Origin of the sequence: Streptomyces sp. NPDC101234, from assembly GCF_044767525.1 — a bacterium.
Classification (GTDB): domain Bacteria; phylum Actinomycetota; class Actinomycetes; order Streptomycetales; family Streptomycetaceae; genus Streptomyces; species Streptomyces sasae.
In genome coordinates this window covers 113,009-126,991 of the sequence record NZ_JBIWOA010000001.1, presented here as the reverse complement: position 1 = coordinate 126,991, position 13,983 = coordinate 113,009, and the positions used below count along the sequence as shown (strand labels likewise).

Here is a 13,983-nt window from a genome sequence, read left to right as displayed (position 1 = left end):
CCCTCCAGCTCGGCCGGTTCGGATCTGGTGTCCACCGTGCACCACGCCACTGACAATCGCTCTGACCTGCACGAACGTGCTCCCTCGGCCGATTGTCAGTGCCGGGATCTACCTTCGATGACATGACTCAGCAGGGGGTGCGCTGGACTGCGGACCAGGTGCTGGCACTGGCGCCTGACGCCGCGTCACGCAAAGCCGGAAGCAGACTCGGAGCGGCGGGGCCGTGGTCCGGGGCGGGGAGTTGCGAGGAGGGGACGGTATGGGGACTGTGCAAGGGCAGCGGCAGCAAGCCGTACCAGACGATCGTGGACGTCGCGGACCCGGCCGGGCCTGCCTACAAGTGCAGTTGTCCGAGCCGGAAGTTCCCGTGCAAGCACGCCCTCGGGCTGCTCCTGCTGTGGGCCGGCGAGGACGACGCGGTGCCGACGGTGGCGCAGGCGCCGGACTGGGCCGAGCAGTGGATCGCGGGCCGGCGCAAGCGCACGGAGGACAAACGCCCGGCGGGCGGCGGGAGTTCCCCGGCCGCCGCTGATCCCGAGGCGGCCCGGCGGAGGGCGGAGAAGCGGGCCGAGCGGGTCACCGCGGGCGCCACGGAGCTGGAGCAGCGCCTGACCGACCTGCTGCGCGGCGGCCTGGCCGCGGCCGAGCAGGCGGGGTACGGGCTGTGGGAGGAGACCGCGGCCCGCATGGTCGACGCCCAGGCCCCCGGACTGGCCGCGAGGGTGCGGGAGTTGGGGGCGATACCGGCCTCCGGTCCGGGCTGGCCGGTGCGGCTGTTGGAGGAGTGTGCGCTGCTGCACCTCCTCGACCAGGGCTGGCTGCGCCGCGACCGGCTCCCGGAGGGCCTCGCGGCGACGGTCCGTTCCCGTGTCGGTCTGCCCGCATCGGCGGACGGCCCGCCGGTGCGCGACCGCTGGCTGGTCCTCGCCCAGTACGACACGGTGGACACGAAGCTGACGACCCGCCGGATCTGGCTGCACGGCGCCGACACCGGCCGCACGGCGCTGCTCCTGTCCTACGGAGCGGCCGGCCGTGCCCCCGAGCTGGCACTGCCGGTCGGTCTCGCCCTGGAGGCGGAGCTGTCCGCCTACCCCGGTGCGGGCGGGCACCGGGCGGCCCTGGGCGAGCGGTTCGCCGCGCCCGCGCCCCTTCCGCTGCGGCCGCCGAGCATACCGACGGCACGGGCGGCGGCGCGGTACGGGGAGGCGCTGCGTGAGGACCCGTGGCTGGAGTCGGTGCCGGTGACGCTGAACCGGGTGGTCCCCGTCCCGGACGGCGACTCCTGGCAACTGGCGGACGCCGATTCCGAGTTGGCGCTGCCGCTCACGCCCGCCGCTCGTGCCCGGCCGGGCCTGTGGCAGTTGGTCGCGCTCTCCGGCGGCGCCCCGGTCACGGTCTTCGGCGAGTGCGGCCACCGCGGCTTCACCCCGCTGACGGCGTGGGCGGAGGGGGCGGGCGAGGCGGTGCCGCTGTGCTGACCCGACCGGCCCCGCCCGGACCACCCCGGAGAACCGGACCACGCATGAGAAAGGGAACCCCGTGACCACCACTTGGGAGGATCTCGTCACCACGGCCCTGCTGGGTACGGACCGGCGTCCGCCGGTGACCGGCGGGGCCGGCCGTGAGGCCCCGGAGGCCCTGCTGGACGAGGCAGCCGTGGCGACGGTACGACGGCGTGCGGGACTGTGCCCGGCGCCGGCCGCGCGCCGGCCCGAACCGGCCGCCGAGGACCCGCGCCCCGCCCTGCCCGCCGCGGCGGCGCGCAGGCTGGCGATGCTGCTGTCCGGCCGCCCCGGCACCGGGACCGGAGGCCGTCGGGGCACCTCGCCCGACCTCATGGAGCTGCTGCCGCAGTGGCTCGCGGCGGCCAACACGCGCGGGTTCGCAGCGCCTCCGCAGACGCTGCCCGCGCTGCTGGACGCGGCCCGGGGCCGTACCGATCTGCGGCCCGCCGCGCTGGCCTTCGCGGGACCGCGTGCCCTGTGGCTGGCCCGGCTCAACCAGGACTGGCGGTTCGCCCTGCGCGCGGCCCCCGGCGGTGGCACGGCCCTGCCCGGTCCCGAGGACATCGAGGCGATCCGGCAGTTGTGGCAGGAGGGCCTGTTCGCCGAACGGGTCGCGCTGCTGACCACCCTGCGGGCCCGTACACCCGACGCGGCACGCGAGTTGCTGGCCGGGACCTGGGCGACGGAGCGGGCCGAGGACCGGCTGATGTTCCTCGACTCGCTGCGCACGGGCCTGGCCGGCGGGGACGAGCCGTTCCTGGAACAGGCACTGTCGGACCGGAGTCGTAACGTGCGGACGACGGCGGCGGAGTTGCTGTCCGCGCTGCCGGGCTCGGCGCTGGCCGGGCGGATGGCGGTGCGGGCCGGGGCGTGTGTGGCGGTCGACCGCACCGGGGACGGGCCGGTGATCGCGGTGGAGGCGCCGCCGGAGTGCGACGCGGGTATGGAACGCGACGGGGTCGTGGCCAAGCCGCCGACCGGTCGTGGCGAACGGTCCTGGTGGCTGGGCCAGTTGGTGGAGGCGACCCCGCTCACCGCCTGGTCGGCGCGGCTCGGCGGCCGTACGCCCGGGGAGATCGTGGCGCTGCCGGTGGCGGACGGCTGGCAGGGCGAGCTGCACGCGGCGTGGAGCCGGGCCGCCGTGCGGCAGCGGGACGCCGACTGGGCGCGAGCCCTGCTCGGGGCGCCTGCGGCACCGGAGGCGGGCGGCCCGGGGGCGGTGTCCCTGGCCGAGCGGGCGAAACTGCTGGCGACACTGGAGGGCGGGGAGCGGGCCGGCTGGGTGGCCGGTTTCATCGCGGCGCACGGCCTGTCGGAGGCGTTCCAGCTGCTCGGCGTGTGCCCCGTACCGTGGTCCGCGCCGCTCGGCCGGGCCGTGGTGGACGCCCTCGACATCGCGCGGGACGCGGGGAGTTACCCCTGGAGTTTCAGCGGGGTGATGGGCCTGGCCGAGCGCTGCCTGGACCCCGCGGAGGCATCCCGGCTGGACGGACTGCTGGCGGTACCGGACGAACGCGAGGACGCGTCACCGGGAGCCGGCGGCTACTGGGCGGAAGCGTTCCAACGCCTGGTGACGACATTGAGACTCCGGGCGACGATGCTCGCAGAGCTGGACTCGCCCCGCAATTGAACGACCGCTCACTGCAAGCGCCCCGAAAGGGGCGCTGGGGGTGCCGCCGGCCGAAGACTGGGGGAGGAACTGCGCGACCGGCCCCCACCGGCCCGCACCACACACACGCCCCGCACCACCCCGATGTCGGCCCACCGCAACCGCGGCCTACGCCTCCGTCGGCTGCCGGACGTTCTCCCGCACCCACTCCACGATCGACGTCGTCGTCGCCCCCGGTGTGAAGATCGCGGCGACGCCCTTCTCCTTGAGGGGGGCGATGTCGTCCTCGGGGATGATGCCGCCGCCGAAGACGAGGATGTCCTCGGCGTCACGCTGCTCGAGCAGGTCGATGACCGCGGCGAACAGGGTGTTGTGGGCGCCGGAGAGGATGGACAGGCCGATCGCGTCGGCGTCCTCCTGGATGGCCGTGTCGACGATCTGCTCCGGCGTCTGGTGGAGCCCGGTGTAGATGACCTCCATACCCGCGTCGCGCAGTGCCCGCGCGATGACCTTGGCGCCGCGGTCGTGGCCGTCGAGCCCCGGTTTGGCCACCACCACGCGGATCGGACCGGCTGCCACACCCATCACTGCCTCCATGACCGTAAAACGAACGCGCCGACATCCATCCGTACCGACAAGTACCGCACATTCGGCGCGTTCCGCCACCCGTCTCAAGTGAACGAACGTTATCTCCAGCATCCCGCAACCGGCAGTTTCACGGAGGTTACCGAGGGGGAAATCACACACAGTGGGACACGTCAGGGAGCCGCAGCGTGGTCCGCGGGGGCAACAGGGGCATGCGACGCGGTACGTCGTCCTGCCCTCGCCACCTCCGCTCGGCCTCCCATGAGGGCACACGGGGGACGGAGCTGTCCTTCGCGTGCCGACTGGAGGTCGGCCGATGAAGGTCACCGGGGCACTGGAGCCCTTTCTCCCGTTCTGTCGTCGTCTCCTGCCGAGCAGGCTCGCGGGCCTGTCGCTGGCCCTCCTGAAGTCGACCGCCCTGGAGGCGGCCGTCCTGGCCGGGCATCTGCTGCTCTATCCGACCGGTCTCACCCCGGAGCGCCGCTCCCCCGCACCGCCCGCAGAGCCCGACGGCACCGACCGGCTGCCGGTCCGGCCGGCCCCGCCGGTCGTGCTGCTGCACGGCTTCATCGACAACCGCTCGGTCTTCGTCCTGCTGCGCCGCGCTCTCGCCCAGCACGGCGGCCAGCGCGTCGAGTCGCTCAACTACTCGCCGTTGACCTGCGATGTCCGCACCGCCGCCGAGCTGCTCGGCCGGCACATAGAGGAGATCTGCGAGCGCACCGGCAGTCACCGGGTGGACATCGTCGGACACAGCCTCGGCGGGCTGATCGCGCGCTACTACGTCCAGCGCCTCGGCGGTGACCTCCGCGTCCGCACCCTGGTGACGCTCGGCACCCCGCACTCCGGCACCCGGGTCGTACCGCTCGCGAACGCGCACCCGATCGTGCGGCAACTGCGCCCCGGTTCGGAGGTGATCGAGGAGCTGACCCGGCCCGCGCCCGGCTGCCGTACCCGCTTCGTCAGCTTCTGGAGCGATCTCGACTCGCTGATGGACCCGGTGGAGACGGCCTCTGTCGACCACCCGGACCTGATGGCGACGAATGTGCACGTGACCGGGATCGGGCATCTCGCCCTGCCCGTCCATCCGGCGATAGCGACCGGGATACGGCAGGCACTGGACGAGGCGCACCCGGAGGAGCGGATGGCGGGCGGTCTGACAGTGGCGTGAGGGCAATCCGGACAGCGGGAGCATTCGGGTCGGTTCGGACGGACAACGAGCGCCCGGCGCAACCGAATCAGCGCCGCCGGACCGCGGCCCGACTCGAACGCTCATCGAACACAAGGCCAAACCCGCGCCCGTCGTCCCCCGAAAGACGGGCGAATGCCCGTTTCCCGAAACCGCGAAACCTGTTGAAGATTGTCGCGCCCGTATACCGCCGGGTACAGTCGCCGCACTGCTCTGCCAGCCCCTGTTGTCGAGGCGAAAGAGAAGTTGGTGAACGACCGTCACCCGTCGGGGACCATGACCACCCCGGCTCCGGCTTCCGACGCCGGCCAGGCGCACTATGCGTCGTACGGCACCCAGGAAGCCCAGTACGGCGACCTCACCACGTACGGCGACGCCACCGTCACCGGCTCCTCGTTCCACAGCGACCCACTCTTCGGCAACCTCCAGGGCGAGGGCCAGGCCACCGGCGGGTACGACGCCACGCAGTGGCAGACGGCCGGCGACCAGACCCTCACCTACGACGCGTACGCGGCCCAGCACCACGCCGCCTACGACTCCGGTGCCTACGACAGCACCGCCTGGACCATCCCGGCCCAGGGGACGGCCGTCGACGCCGGCAGCGAGTGGGGGTCCCCCCTCTGGGGGAGGGACGCGAACGCCTGGCACCAGCCCGACCAGTCGGCCATGACCGGCGCGACCCAGCACTGGGAGTGGGGCACCCAGGCCTTCGACACCGGCGCGTACGACGCCACGCAGTGGAACTCCGACGGCACCCCGGCGCAGGACCCCGAGCCCGAGCACGCGACTCCGTCCGACGGCTCCTTCGACCCTTTGGCGACCCAGACCTTCGAGCAGCTCCCCTACGAGGAGTTCGCGGAGGAATCCCCGGACGACGGGGAGTCGACCGCGAGCGGTGAGCTACCTGAAGTAACGCCACTGCTGGAGGACCAGGAAGAGGTCGCCCCGGCCGCCCCGGCCTCGGCGACACGCGCCGGCTCCCGCGCCGGAGCGCGTTCCCGCCGTCGTACGCCCCCCAAGAGGTCCGCGCTGCTGACCATCGCCGTGCCCTCCGCGTGCGTGATGGGCGTCGCCGGGATCGCCGCCGCTTCCGTCGGCAATCTCACCGGCGACGACAAGGACACGACGGCCTCGGCCTCCGACGCGCAGTCGGTGAAACCGTCCGCCGCCAACAGCAAGCTGGACGCCCAGCTCAGGACGCTCTCGGCGGGCGCCGACGACTTCGCCGACCGGGCCAGCCGGACCCAGGAGCGCATCGACCTCAAGGCCCAGCAGGAGTCCGAGAAGAAGAAGGCGGCGGCGGAGGCGGCCCGCAAGGAGCGGCTGCGTCCCAAGTACGTGCTTCCGGTCACGCAGAAGGGCCTCAGCGCCTACTTCGGCCAGGCCGGAGTGAACTGGATGTCCGTCCACACGGGCATCGACTTCCCGGTCTCCTACGGCACGACGGTGATGGCCGCGACCGACGGCGTCGTCTCCACGAAGTGGAACAGCGCCTACGGCAACATGATGATCGTGACGGCGAAGGACGGCACGGAGACCTGGTACTGCCACCTCTCGTCGTACCGTGTCGCCGCCGGTACGACCGTGAAGGCCGGCGAGCCGATCGCGTACTCCGGGAACTCCGGCAACTCGACCGGCCCGCACCTGCACTTCGAGGTCCGGCCGGCGGGTGGCGCCGCGATAGACCCGCTGCCGTGGCTGCGGAGCCACGGACTGGATCCCACCTGATCCTCTGAGTTCATCCTCCGAGTGAGCCCCCGCCGGCGGCGGGGGCTCATCCGTCTTCTACAGCTTCTCCACCGGCGCGTACCGCAGCAGCAGTCGCTTCGGCTTGCCGTCCCCGAAGTCGATCGTCGCCTCCTCGTTCCCGCCCGTGCCCTTCACCCCGACGACCGTGCCCAGGCCGAACTGGTCGTGGGTGACACGGTCGCCGACGGCCAGCGAGACCACCGGCTTCTCCGAGGTCCGCCGGGTGGCGAAACCGGACGCGCCCGACGCCGAGGAACGCGAGCGGGTCGAGGAGAGCGAGGCCGCCACGCCCGAAGCGGGCCCGGAGGACACCGGCGCCGTCGCCCCGGTCCGCTTCCACTCCAGATACGAGCCCGGGATCTCCTCCAGGAAGCGCGAGGGCGGGTTGTACGACGGCTGGCCCCAGGCGCTGCGCATCGTCGACCGCGTGAGGTACAGCCGCTCCCGCGCGCGTGTGATGCCGACGTACGCGAGGCGCCGCTCCTCCTCCAGCTCCTTGGTCTGGCCGAGGGCGCGCATGTGCGGGAAGACGCCGTCCTCCATGCCCGTCAGGAAGACCACCGGGAACTCGAGGCCCTTGGCGGTGTGCAGGGTCATCAGGGTGATGACGCCGTCGCCGTTCTCGTCGTCGTCGGGGATCTGGTCGGAGTCGGCGACCAGGGCCACCCGCTCCAGGAAGTCGGCGAGCCCGCCGGGCTGTTCACCCTCGCTGCGCTCCTGCTCGAACTCCAGGGCCACGGCGGCGAGTTCCTGGAGGTTCTCGATCCGGGTCTCGTCCTGGGGATCGGTGGAGGCCTGCAACTCGGCGAGGTAGCCGGTGCGTTCGAGGATCGCTTCGAGGACGGTGGCCGGTCCGGCGCCCGACTCCACGATCGTACGGAGATCGTCCATCAGCGTGTTGAACCGCTTGACCGCGTTCGTCGACCGCGCGGCCATGCCGTACGCCTCGTCGACGCGCTTGAGCGCCTGCGGGAAGCTGATCTTCTCGCGCTGGGAGAGGGCGTCGATCATCGCCTCCGCGCGGTCGCCGATACCGCGCTTGGGGACGTTGAGGATGCGGCGCAGCGGGACGGAGTCCTCCGGGTTGGCGAGGACCCGGAGGTAGGCCAGGACGTCCCGGACCTCCTTGCGCTCGTAGAAGCGGACACCGCCGACGACCTTGTAGGGCAGGCCGACGCGGATGAAGATCTCCTCGAAGACACGGGACTGGGCGTTGGTCCGGTAGAAGACGGCGACATCGCCCGCCTTCGCGTCACCCGCGTCCGTCAGACGGTCTATCTCGTCGGCGACGAACTGGGCCTCGTCGTGTTCGGTGTCGGCGACATAGCCGGTGATCCGGGCGCCCGCGCCCGCGTTGGTCCACAGGTTCTTGGGGCGGCGGGACTCGTTGCGCTCGATGACCGCGTTGGCGGCGGAGAGGATCGTCTGCGTGGAGCGGTAGTTCTGCTCCAGGAGGATCGTCGTCGCGTTCGGGTAGTCCTCCTCGAACTGGAGGATGTTGCGGATCGTCGCGCCCCGGAAGGCGTAGATCGACTGGTCGGCGTCGCCCACCACGCACAGCTCGGCGGGCGGGAGGTCGTGCTCGGCGGGCGGTACGTCGGTGGGGTGCCCGGAGGTGCCGACGAGCTCGCGCACCAGCGCGTACTGGGCGTGGTTGGTGTCCTGGTACTCGTCGACCAGGACGTGCCGGAAGCGGCGGCGGTAGTGCTCGGCGACGTCCGGGAAGGCGCGCAGCAGGTTGACCGTGGTCATGATCAGGTCGTCGAAGTCGAGGGCGTTCGCCTCGCGCAGCCGCGACTGGTAGAGGGCGTAGGCCTGGGCGAGGGTCTTCTCGAAGCCGTCGCTCGCGCGCGCGGCGAAGTCCTCCTCGTCGACCAGCTCGTTCTTCAGGTTGCTGACCTGGGCGCTGAACGACTTCGGCGGGAAGCGCTTGGGGTCGAGGTCCAGGTCACGGCAGACCAGGGCCATCAGCCGCTTGGAGTCGGCCGCGTCGTAGATCGAGAAGGAGGAGGTGAAGCCGAGCTTCTTGCTCTCCCTGCGCAGGATCCGCACGCACGCGCTGTGGAAGGTCATCACCCACATCGCGTTCGCGCGCGGGCCGACGAGCTGCTCGACGCGTTCCTTCATCTCGCCCGCGGCCTTGTTGGTGAAGGTGATCGCGAGGATCTGGCCCGGGTGGACATGGCGCTCGCCGAGCAGGTGGGCGATGCGGTGGGTGAGCACACGCGTCTTGCCGGAGCCGGCACCGGCCACGATGAGCAGCGGGGAGCCGGCGTGCACGACCGCCGCGCGCTGGTTCTCGTTCAGCCCCTCCAGGAGCGCGGCCGGGTCCAGGGCGGGGCGGGCGGCGCCGTCGCGGTAGTAGGCGTCCCGGTCCGGGGGCACGTCGAACCGCCCGCCGAACAGATCGTCCGGAATCGGCTCCGGTACGTGCTCGTCCTCGGGCGGCGGCGGGGGTTCCTCCTCCTGGCCGCGCGGGGGCTGGAGGCTCGCCAGGAAGCTGTCGTCAAAGAGGCTGCTCATCGCTCTCCGAGTCTAGGACGCCCCACCGACAACCGGTCGCCACCCCGAAAACTCACCCCGGCCACCCGACGGATTCGGTCCATCACATTCAGCGATCGCAGGTCACGGGCGCCCTGACCCCCGACCGCCGAAGGAGTGAGTCGCTCACCCGAACCGAACAAGTCGTGACATACGCCACCTAAACAACCGCATCGCATGAGACTCAACACTCAGGTCACGAAAATGTATCGGGCATATCGCACATCAACCTTCACACGGACCACACGAGTTGGCTAGCGTGCCGGGCAGGCCGTACGACACCCACCGGCGAACGTCGCCGGGCCGCACGGCCTCCGCCGAGTCCGGTGCGCCGCCGCGCCGCCGGAGCCGGGGACCCACACCGACCTTGGGGTGAATCGGTCCCGACTTCCCACGGGGAACGGACCGTAGGGCAACCCTTCCGAAGCACCCGCCCGAACCCGACAGCTAACTCGGTAGGCGGAACATGGAAGGAGTCGCCCCCGTTGGCGTCGCACCGAAAGTCCCGACCCTCCGCAACGCGCGTAGCCGGCATACGCACCCCCGCCCTGGCCACCGCCGCCCTCACCTCCGTGGCCCTGCTCTCCCAGACGGCCAACGCCACACCCTCCGACGACGGCAAGCCGAGCCTGGAGGAGGTGGAGAAGAAGGTCGACGCCCTCTACCGGCAGGCGGAGTCGGCCACCGAGAAGTACGACGCGGCCAAGGAGAAGACCGGTACGCAGCGCAGGCAGGTCGACACCCTGCTCGACGACGTCGCCCAGCGGACCGACCGGTTGAACAAGGCACGTGAGGAACTGGGGTCGTTCGCCGCGGCCCAGTACCGGACCGGGGCAACGACCCCCGACACGGAGACCTTCCTGCTCGCGGACAATCCGCAGGACTACTTCGACGAGACACAGCTGATGAGCCGGCTGACCTCGCGTCAGAAGGGCGCGGTCGACGACTACGTCACACAGCAGTCGGCGACCATGAAGAAGCGGCAGGAGGCCGCCAAGAGCCTCCAGACGCTCACCGACACGCAGGACGAGCTCAAGACCGCCAAGACCACCGTCCAGACGAAGCTGGCCTCCGCGCGGGAGCTGCTGTCGCAGCTGACGGCCCAGGAGAAGGCACGGCTCGCGGAGATCGAGAAGCAGAAGCAGGAGGAGGCGGCGCGCAAGGCGGCGGAGCTCGCGAAGCAGCAGGCTGCGGCCGCGGCCGCAGCCAAGCAGGACAGCTCGTCCTCCTCGTCTTCGACGTCGTCCTCCAGCGGCTCCTCGTCCTCCTCGTCCTCCTCCGACTCCGCCTACGCCACGAAGGCCGCCAAGGCGATCGCCTTCGCCCGCGCGCAGATCGGCAAGCCGTACGTCTGGGGAGCGACCGGCCCCGGCTCCTACGACTGCTCCGGCCTCTCCCAGGCCGCCTGGAAAGCCGCGGGCGTCTCCCTGCCCCGCACCACCTACGACCAGGTGAACGCCGGCACCACCGTCTCCCTCGCCGACGCCCAGCCCGGCGACCTGGTCTTCTTCTACGACGACATCAGCCACGTCGGCATCTACATCGGCAACGGCATGATGATCCACGCTCCGAAGCCCGGCGCGTACGTCCGGGAGGAGTCGATCTACTACGGAGGCGAGTCGATCATCCACAGCGTGGTGCGACCGGCCTGATCATCTGCACGTCCGCGGGTGAGCCGGCCTTTTCTCGTCGTTCCTGCCCGCAGCCCGCTCCCCCAGCCCTCACCTCCGCCAACTCGGGTGGGGTGCAGGGCTGGTGAAGGCACGGCCGACAATAGGTGGTAGGTGCGCCGGGATCACTCGGTGCCGGTGTCCGCGGAGTCCGGGCCGTGTCCCGGTGCGCGAGGGGTCTCCTGTGGGGAATTGCGTAGTGGAGGACTTCGCCCGATCCCACGACCGGGCTGCGTGGTCCCGGCCCCTGGCGGCGGTGTTGGCCTGGGAGGCCCTGAGCGGAGACCTCGACCGGCTCGACGCTCTGCTGCGCCCTCCGTCCAGACCCCTCGCCGGCGCCGGGGACAGGCTGTGCGGGTGGGCACTCGCCGACGCCTCCGACCATGACGTGGCCCTCGAAGGAGACGTCGCCGGGTTCGACGCCCGCCCGCCGGCACCCGGATCCTTCCTCGGCGCCGGGGAGATGGCGTATGTGCTGGACGCCGTCCCGGAAACCGCCGGCGATGACGTGTCCCTGGCCCTGGCCGACCGGGCCGAGGCGCTGCTCGGGAACGGCGCCGGCCGTGATCACGACATGCCGCTGAGGGCCGTGACACTCCTGCTGGCCCGGCGAGGGCAGGCCGGGCGGGCCATGGCCCTCGCCGACCGGATCGACCCCGATCTGCGCGTGGGGCGGCAGGCGGAGATCGTGGGGGAGCTGGCCCGCCACGGCGACACGGACGCGGCAGCGGCCCTCGCTCACACGATCACCGACCGCCGGGCACGGGCCAGGGCACTGATCGAGGTGGTCCGGGAGCTGGCCCGGCGCGGCGACACGGACGCGGCCGAGGCCCTCGCCCACGCGATCACCGACCGCTGGGCACAAGGCGAGGCACTGGTCGCAGTCGTCCGGGAGTCGGCCCGGCACGGTGACCCCGACGCGGCGGCGATGCCTGGAGGCAGACCTGGAAGCACCTGAGCGGCGGACTCATGGATGACGGAACCGTCTTCAACGGGACCTATGCGGCCCTGCCCCATCTCGTGGAGGCGGCAGCGGCCTTGCCTCCGGGACAGACCGTGGACTTCTGGGTGGACATGGGATGCGTCGTGACCGCGGAGGACCGGCCCCCCGTCCCGGCCGATCTCGAGGCGGGGTTCGGCGCCGCCCTTCGTCTGGCCGAGCAGGCGGCTGTACGGAGCCTCCTCGCCGCCGGCTCTCCCGCCGAGGTCTGCGCCTCCCTCGCGCTGTGCTGTGTCGCCTTCGCCGGTCATCACACCGCAGCGGCGCTGTGGTCTCTCACGCCCCGGGAAGGGCACCTTCTGCTGGTGTGTCCCGGGTGCGGGGCCGATACCGAGATCCCCGACTTCTTCGTGGACCCCGTGCGTCCACCTTCCGAGGCTCCCGAGCTGCCTGATCCTGCCCATGTCCGTCCCGGGGAACACCCATGGGGCGAGGTCGCAACGGCCCTGCGCGAGGAGGTGCTGGGAGAGGGATGGGAGCCCTTCCTTCGGGTGGCACGCGAAGTCGCGGCGGCCGGGGTACCCCCCGAAACACCGGGGCGGGCCGTCCTGTGTCTCGTCGCCGGCTTGGTCGCGGTCAAGGGCACCCCAGGGCGGGCCGGGAGGGAATGGGCCCGCAGACTGATGCCGCTCACCGGATCCTTCCGCTGCTGGGACTGCGAGCGGAGCTGGGCGATCGCCGACGGTCTGGCGGAGAACCCGGACGGCGCGCACCCGCAGAACCACCTGTGGGAAGGGTGGACGGCTGCCGACGAGCCGGCTGCGACGGTGCGGTCGGCGGCGGCCGACCGGCCGGGTGAAGCGCCGCCCCGGCTCCGGCAGGACGGGAGGGCCCTGCTCACCGCCGACGGCACACCCTGGGGCCACCTGACGGTGTTCTCCGACTCCGCGCCCGTTTCCATGCCCGTTTCCGTCGGAGGCGTCACCTCACTGGCGGTCGTGTCCCGCCCCGGTCGGCCGACGCTCGTCGCCGGCGCCGACGCCGGGGACCGGACCGCGGTGTGCCTGTGGAATCCGGAAGACGGTCGACTAGTCCATGCCGCGCTGCCGGGACATCCCGACCGTATCCGCTCGATGACGGCCCTGCCCCTGCCCGATGGCCGCGTCCTCCTGGCGACCGGAGGCGAGGCAGGGACGATCACCCTGTGGGATCCGGCCACCGGCCGGCCGGTCGGCGAACCGTTCGGCGAACCCGTCCGCGAACCGGTCGGCAACCGGCTCGGCGAGGTGATCGGGATGTGTGCCGCGACCGTCCCTGACGGTCGGACCCTGCTCGTCACGGCCACTCCCCGAGGCGCGGTCCGGTTGTGGGATCCGGTCACCGGCAAGTCCGTCGGACGCCTCAACCCTTACGGCAGTCCGATCCGGTCGATCGCCGCCGTCCCGGTCTCCGCCGGCCATACGCTGATCGCGGCCGCGGACACCGGGGGCCGCGTTCACGTGTGGGATCCGGCCGTCGACGACCCCTGGGACCGAGGCGCGGCCGTGCAGTTGAACGGACGCGCCCTCAACGACGCCGGCCACCGGGTCGCGGCTGTGGCAGCAGTGCCCACACAGGACCGTACGATGCTGGCCACCGGAGACGACCGCGGCGTGGTCAGGCTGTGGGACCTCTCGACCGGTGCCCCGGTCGGTGACGGCCTGCCCTCCTCGGAGGGCACCGCCGGTGTTCCGGTCATGGCCGCCACCACGCTGCACGGCGGGCGCTCCGTCCTGGTCACCGGCAGCGGACTGGGGCGCAGGCTGCGGGTGTGGGAACCGGAGACCGGCGCAGTGCGGCACATCGCCCTGGACGTGACGCTCACCTGTCTGGCCGCCGCGGGTCCCGACCTGATCGTCGGGCACGACGGCGGGGCCATCGGACTCCCGCTCACCAGGCGGTGAACGGGGGCGGCCGCAACGCTGCGCGATGAACACCGGCCGGGCGTTCAGCAGACACCGACGGTCGCCGGCGGAAGCGTGTACGTGGGCAGCGAGGACGATTCCCTGTACGCGATTCACATCTGATGCCCGCGGCCGGGGCTGTGATCAAGGGGCTGCGGGCGCCCCCTCCCCCTCTCCGCTCCCCCTACGCCCCTCTCCGCTCCCTCACACCCGCCTCCGCCCCACCACGCCCGGACGCCCCGCGCCCACGTG

At 71.9% G+C, this 13,983-nt stretch carries 10 protein-coding genes and 1 riboswitch; of the genes, 8 read left to right on the top strand and 2 right to left on the bottom strand.

All coding sequences use genetic code 11. The features are described 5' to 3' along the window. Positions 1–122: 122 nt before the first annotated feature. Together ACIRR9_RS00610 and ACIRR9_RS00605 are read left to right on the top strand one after the other, a co-directional pair. Positions 123–1,478 carry an SWIM zinc finger family protein gene (locus tag ACIRR9_RS00610; RefSeq protein WP_403746063.1) on the top strand — a complete coding sequence of 452 codons (1,356 nt, stop codon included), beginning with the start codon at positions 123–125 and terminating at the stop codon, positions 1,476–1,478. 61 nt (positions 1,479–1,539) lie between these two features. Next, the gene (locus ACIRR9_RS00605) at positions 1,540–3,135 is read left to right on the top strand and encodes a DUF5691 domain-containing protein (RefSeq protein ID WP_403746061.1); all 1,596 of its coding nucleotides are present in this window, start codon (positions 1,540–1,542) and stop codon (positions 3,133–3,135) included. Positions 3,136–3,282: 147 nt separating this feature from the next. On the opposite strand, the gene ACIRR9_RS00600 is transcribed toward ACIRR9_RS00605, so the two are convergent. Next, on the bottom strand, positions 3,283–3,699 hold the full coding sequence (locus ACIRR9_RS00600) for a cobalamin B12-binding domain-containing protein (RefSeq protein WP_403746060.1): 417 nt from the start codon (positions 3,697–3,699) through the stop codon (positions 3,283–3,285). Positions 3,700–4,015: 316 nt separating this feature from the next. On the opposite strand from ACIRR9_RS00600, the gene ACIRR9_RS00595 reads away from it, so the two are divergent. Continuing rightward, a complete protein-coding gene (locus ACIRR9_RS00595; RefSeq protein WP_403746059.1) occupies positions 4,016–4,870 on the top strand; it encodes an esterase/lipase family protein in 855 nt (284 codons plus the stop codon). A 267-nt stretch (positions 4,871–5,137) separates the two neighbouring features. Then, positions 5,138–6,616 (top strand): M23 family metallopeptidase, encoded by a 1,479-nt coding sequence (locus ACIRR9_RS00590; RefSeq protein WP_403746056.1) that lies wholly within the window; start codon positions 5,138–5,140, stop codon positions 6,614–6,616. A gap of 57 nt (positions 6,617–6,673) precedes the next feature. Here the strand turns inward: ACIRR9_RS00590 and pcrA are convergent, their stop codons facing one another. Beyond that, the gene (pcrA, locus tag ACIRR9_RS00585) at positions 6,674–9,160 is read right to left on the bottom strand and encodes a DNA helicase PcrA (protein WP_403746055.1); all 2,487 of its coding nucleotides are present in this window, start codon (positions 9,158–9,160) and stop codon (positions 6,674–6,676) included. A gap of 323 nt (positions 9,161–9,483) precedes the next feature. Then, positions 9,484–9,655, top strand: a riboswitch (cyclic di-AMP (ydaO/yuaA leader). 8 nt (positions 9,656–9,663) lie between these two features. On the opposite strand from pcrA, the gene ACIRR9_RS00580 reads away from it, so the two are divergent. The 4 genes from ACIRR9_RS00580 to ACIRR9_RS00565 all read left to right on the top strand — a co-directional run bounded on the left by ACIRR9_RS00580 (position 9,664) and on the right by ACIRR9_RS00565 (position 13,854). After that, complete coding sequence (locus ACIRR9_RS00580; RefSeq protein WP_403746053.1) at positions 9,664–10,830, top strand: NlpC/P60 family protein; 1,167 nt, start codon at positions 9,664–9,666, stop codon at positions 10,828–10,830. A 217-nt stretch (positions 10,831–11,047) separates the two neighbouring features. After that, positions 11,048–11,806 (top strand): hypothetical protein, encoded by a 759-nt coding sequence (locus ACIRR9_RS00575; RefSeq protein ID WP_403746052.1) that lies wholly within the window; start codon positions 11,048–11,050, stop codon positions 11,804–11,806. 11 nt (positions 11,807–11,817) lie between these two features. Beyond that, the gene (locus ACIRR9_RS00570; protein ID WP_403746049.1) at positions 11,818–13,731 is read left to right on the top strand and encodes a WD40 repeat domain-containing protein; all 1,914 of its coding nucleotides are present in this window, start codon (positions 11,818–11,820) and stop codon (positions 13,729–13,731) included. Positions 13,732–13,749: 18 nt separating this feature from the next. Continuing rightward, the gene (locus ACIRR9_RS00565; RefSeq protein WP_403746993.1) at positions 13,750–13,854 is read left to right on the top strand and encodes a PQQ-binding-like beta-propeller repeat protein; all 105 of its coding nucleotides are present in this window, start codon (positions 13,750–13,752) and stop codon (positions 13,852–13,854) included. The last annotated feature ends 129 nt before the right edge of the window (positions 13,855–13,983 follow it).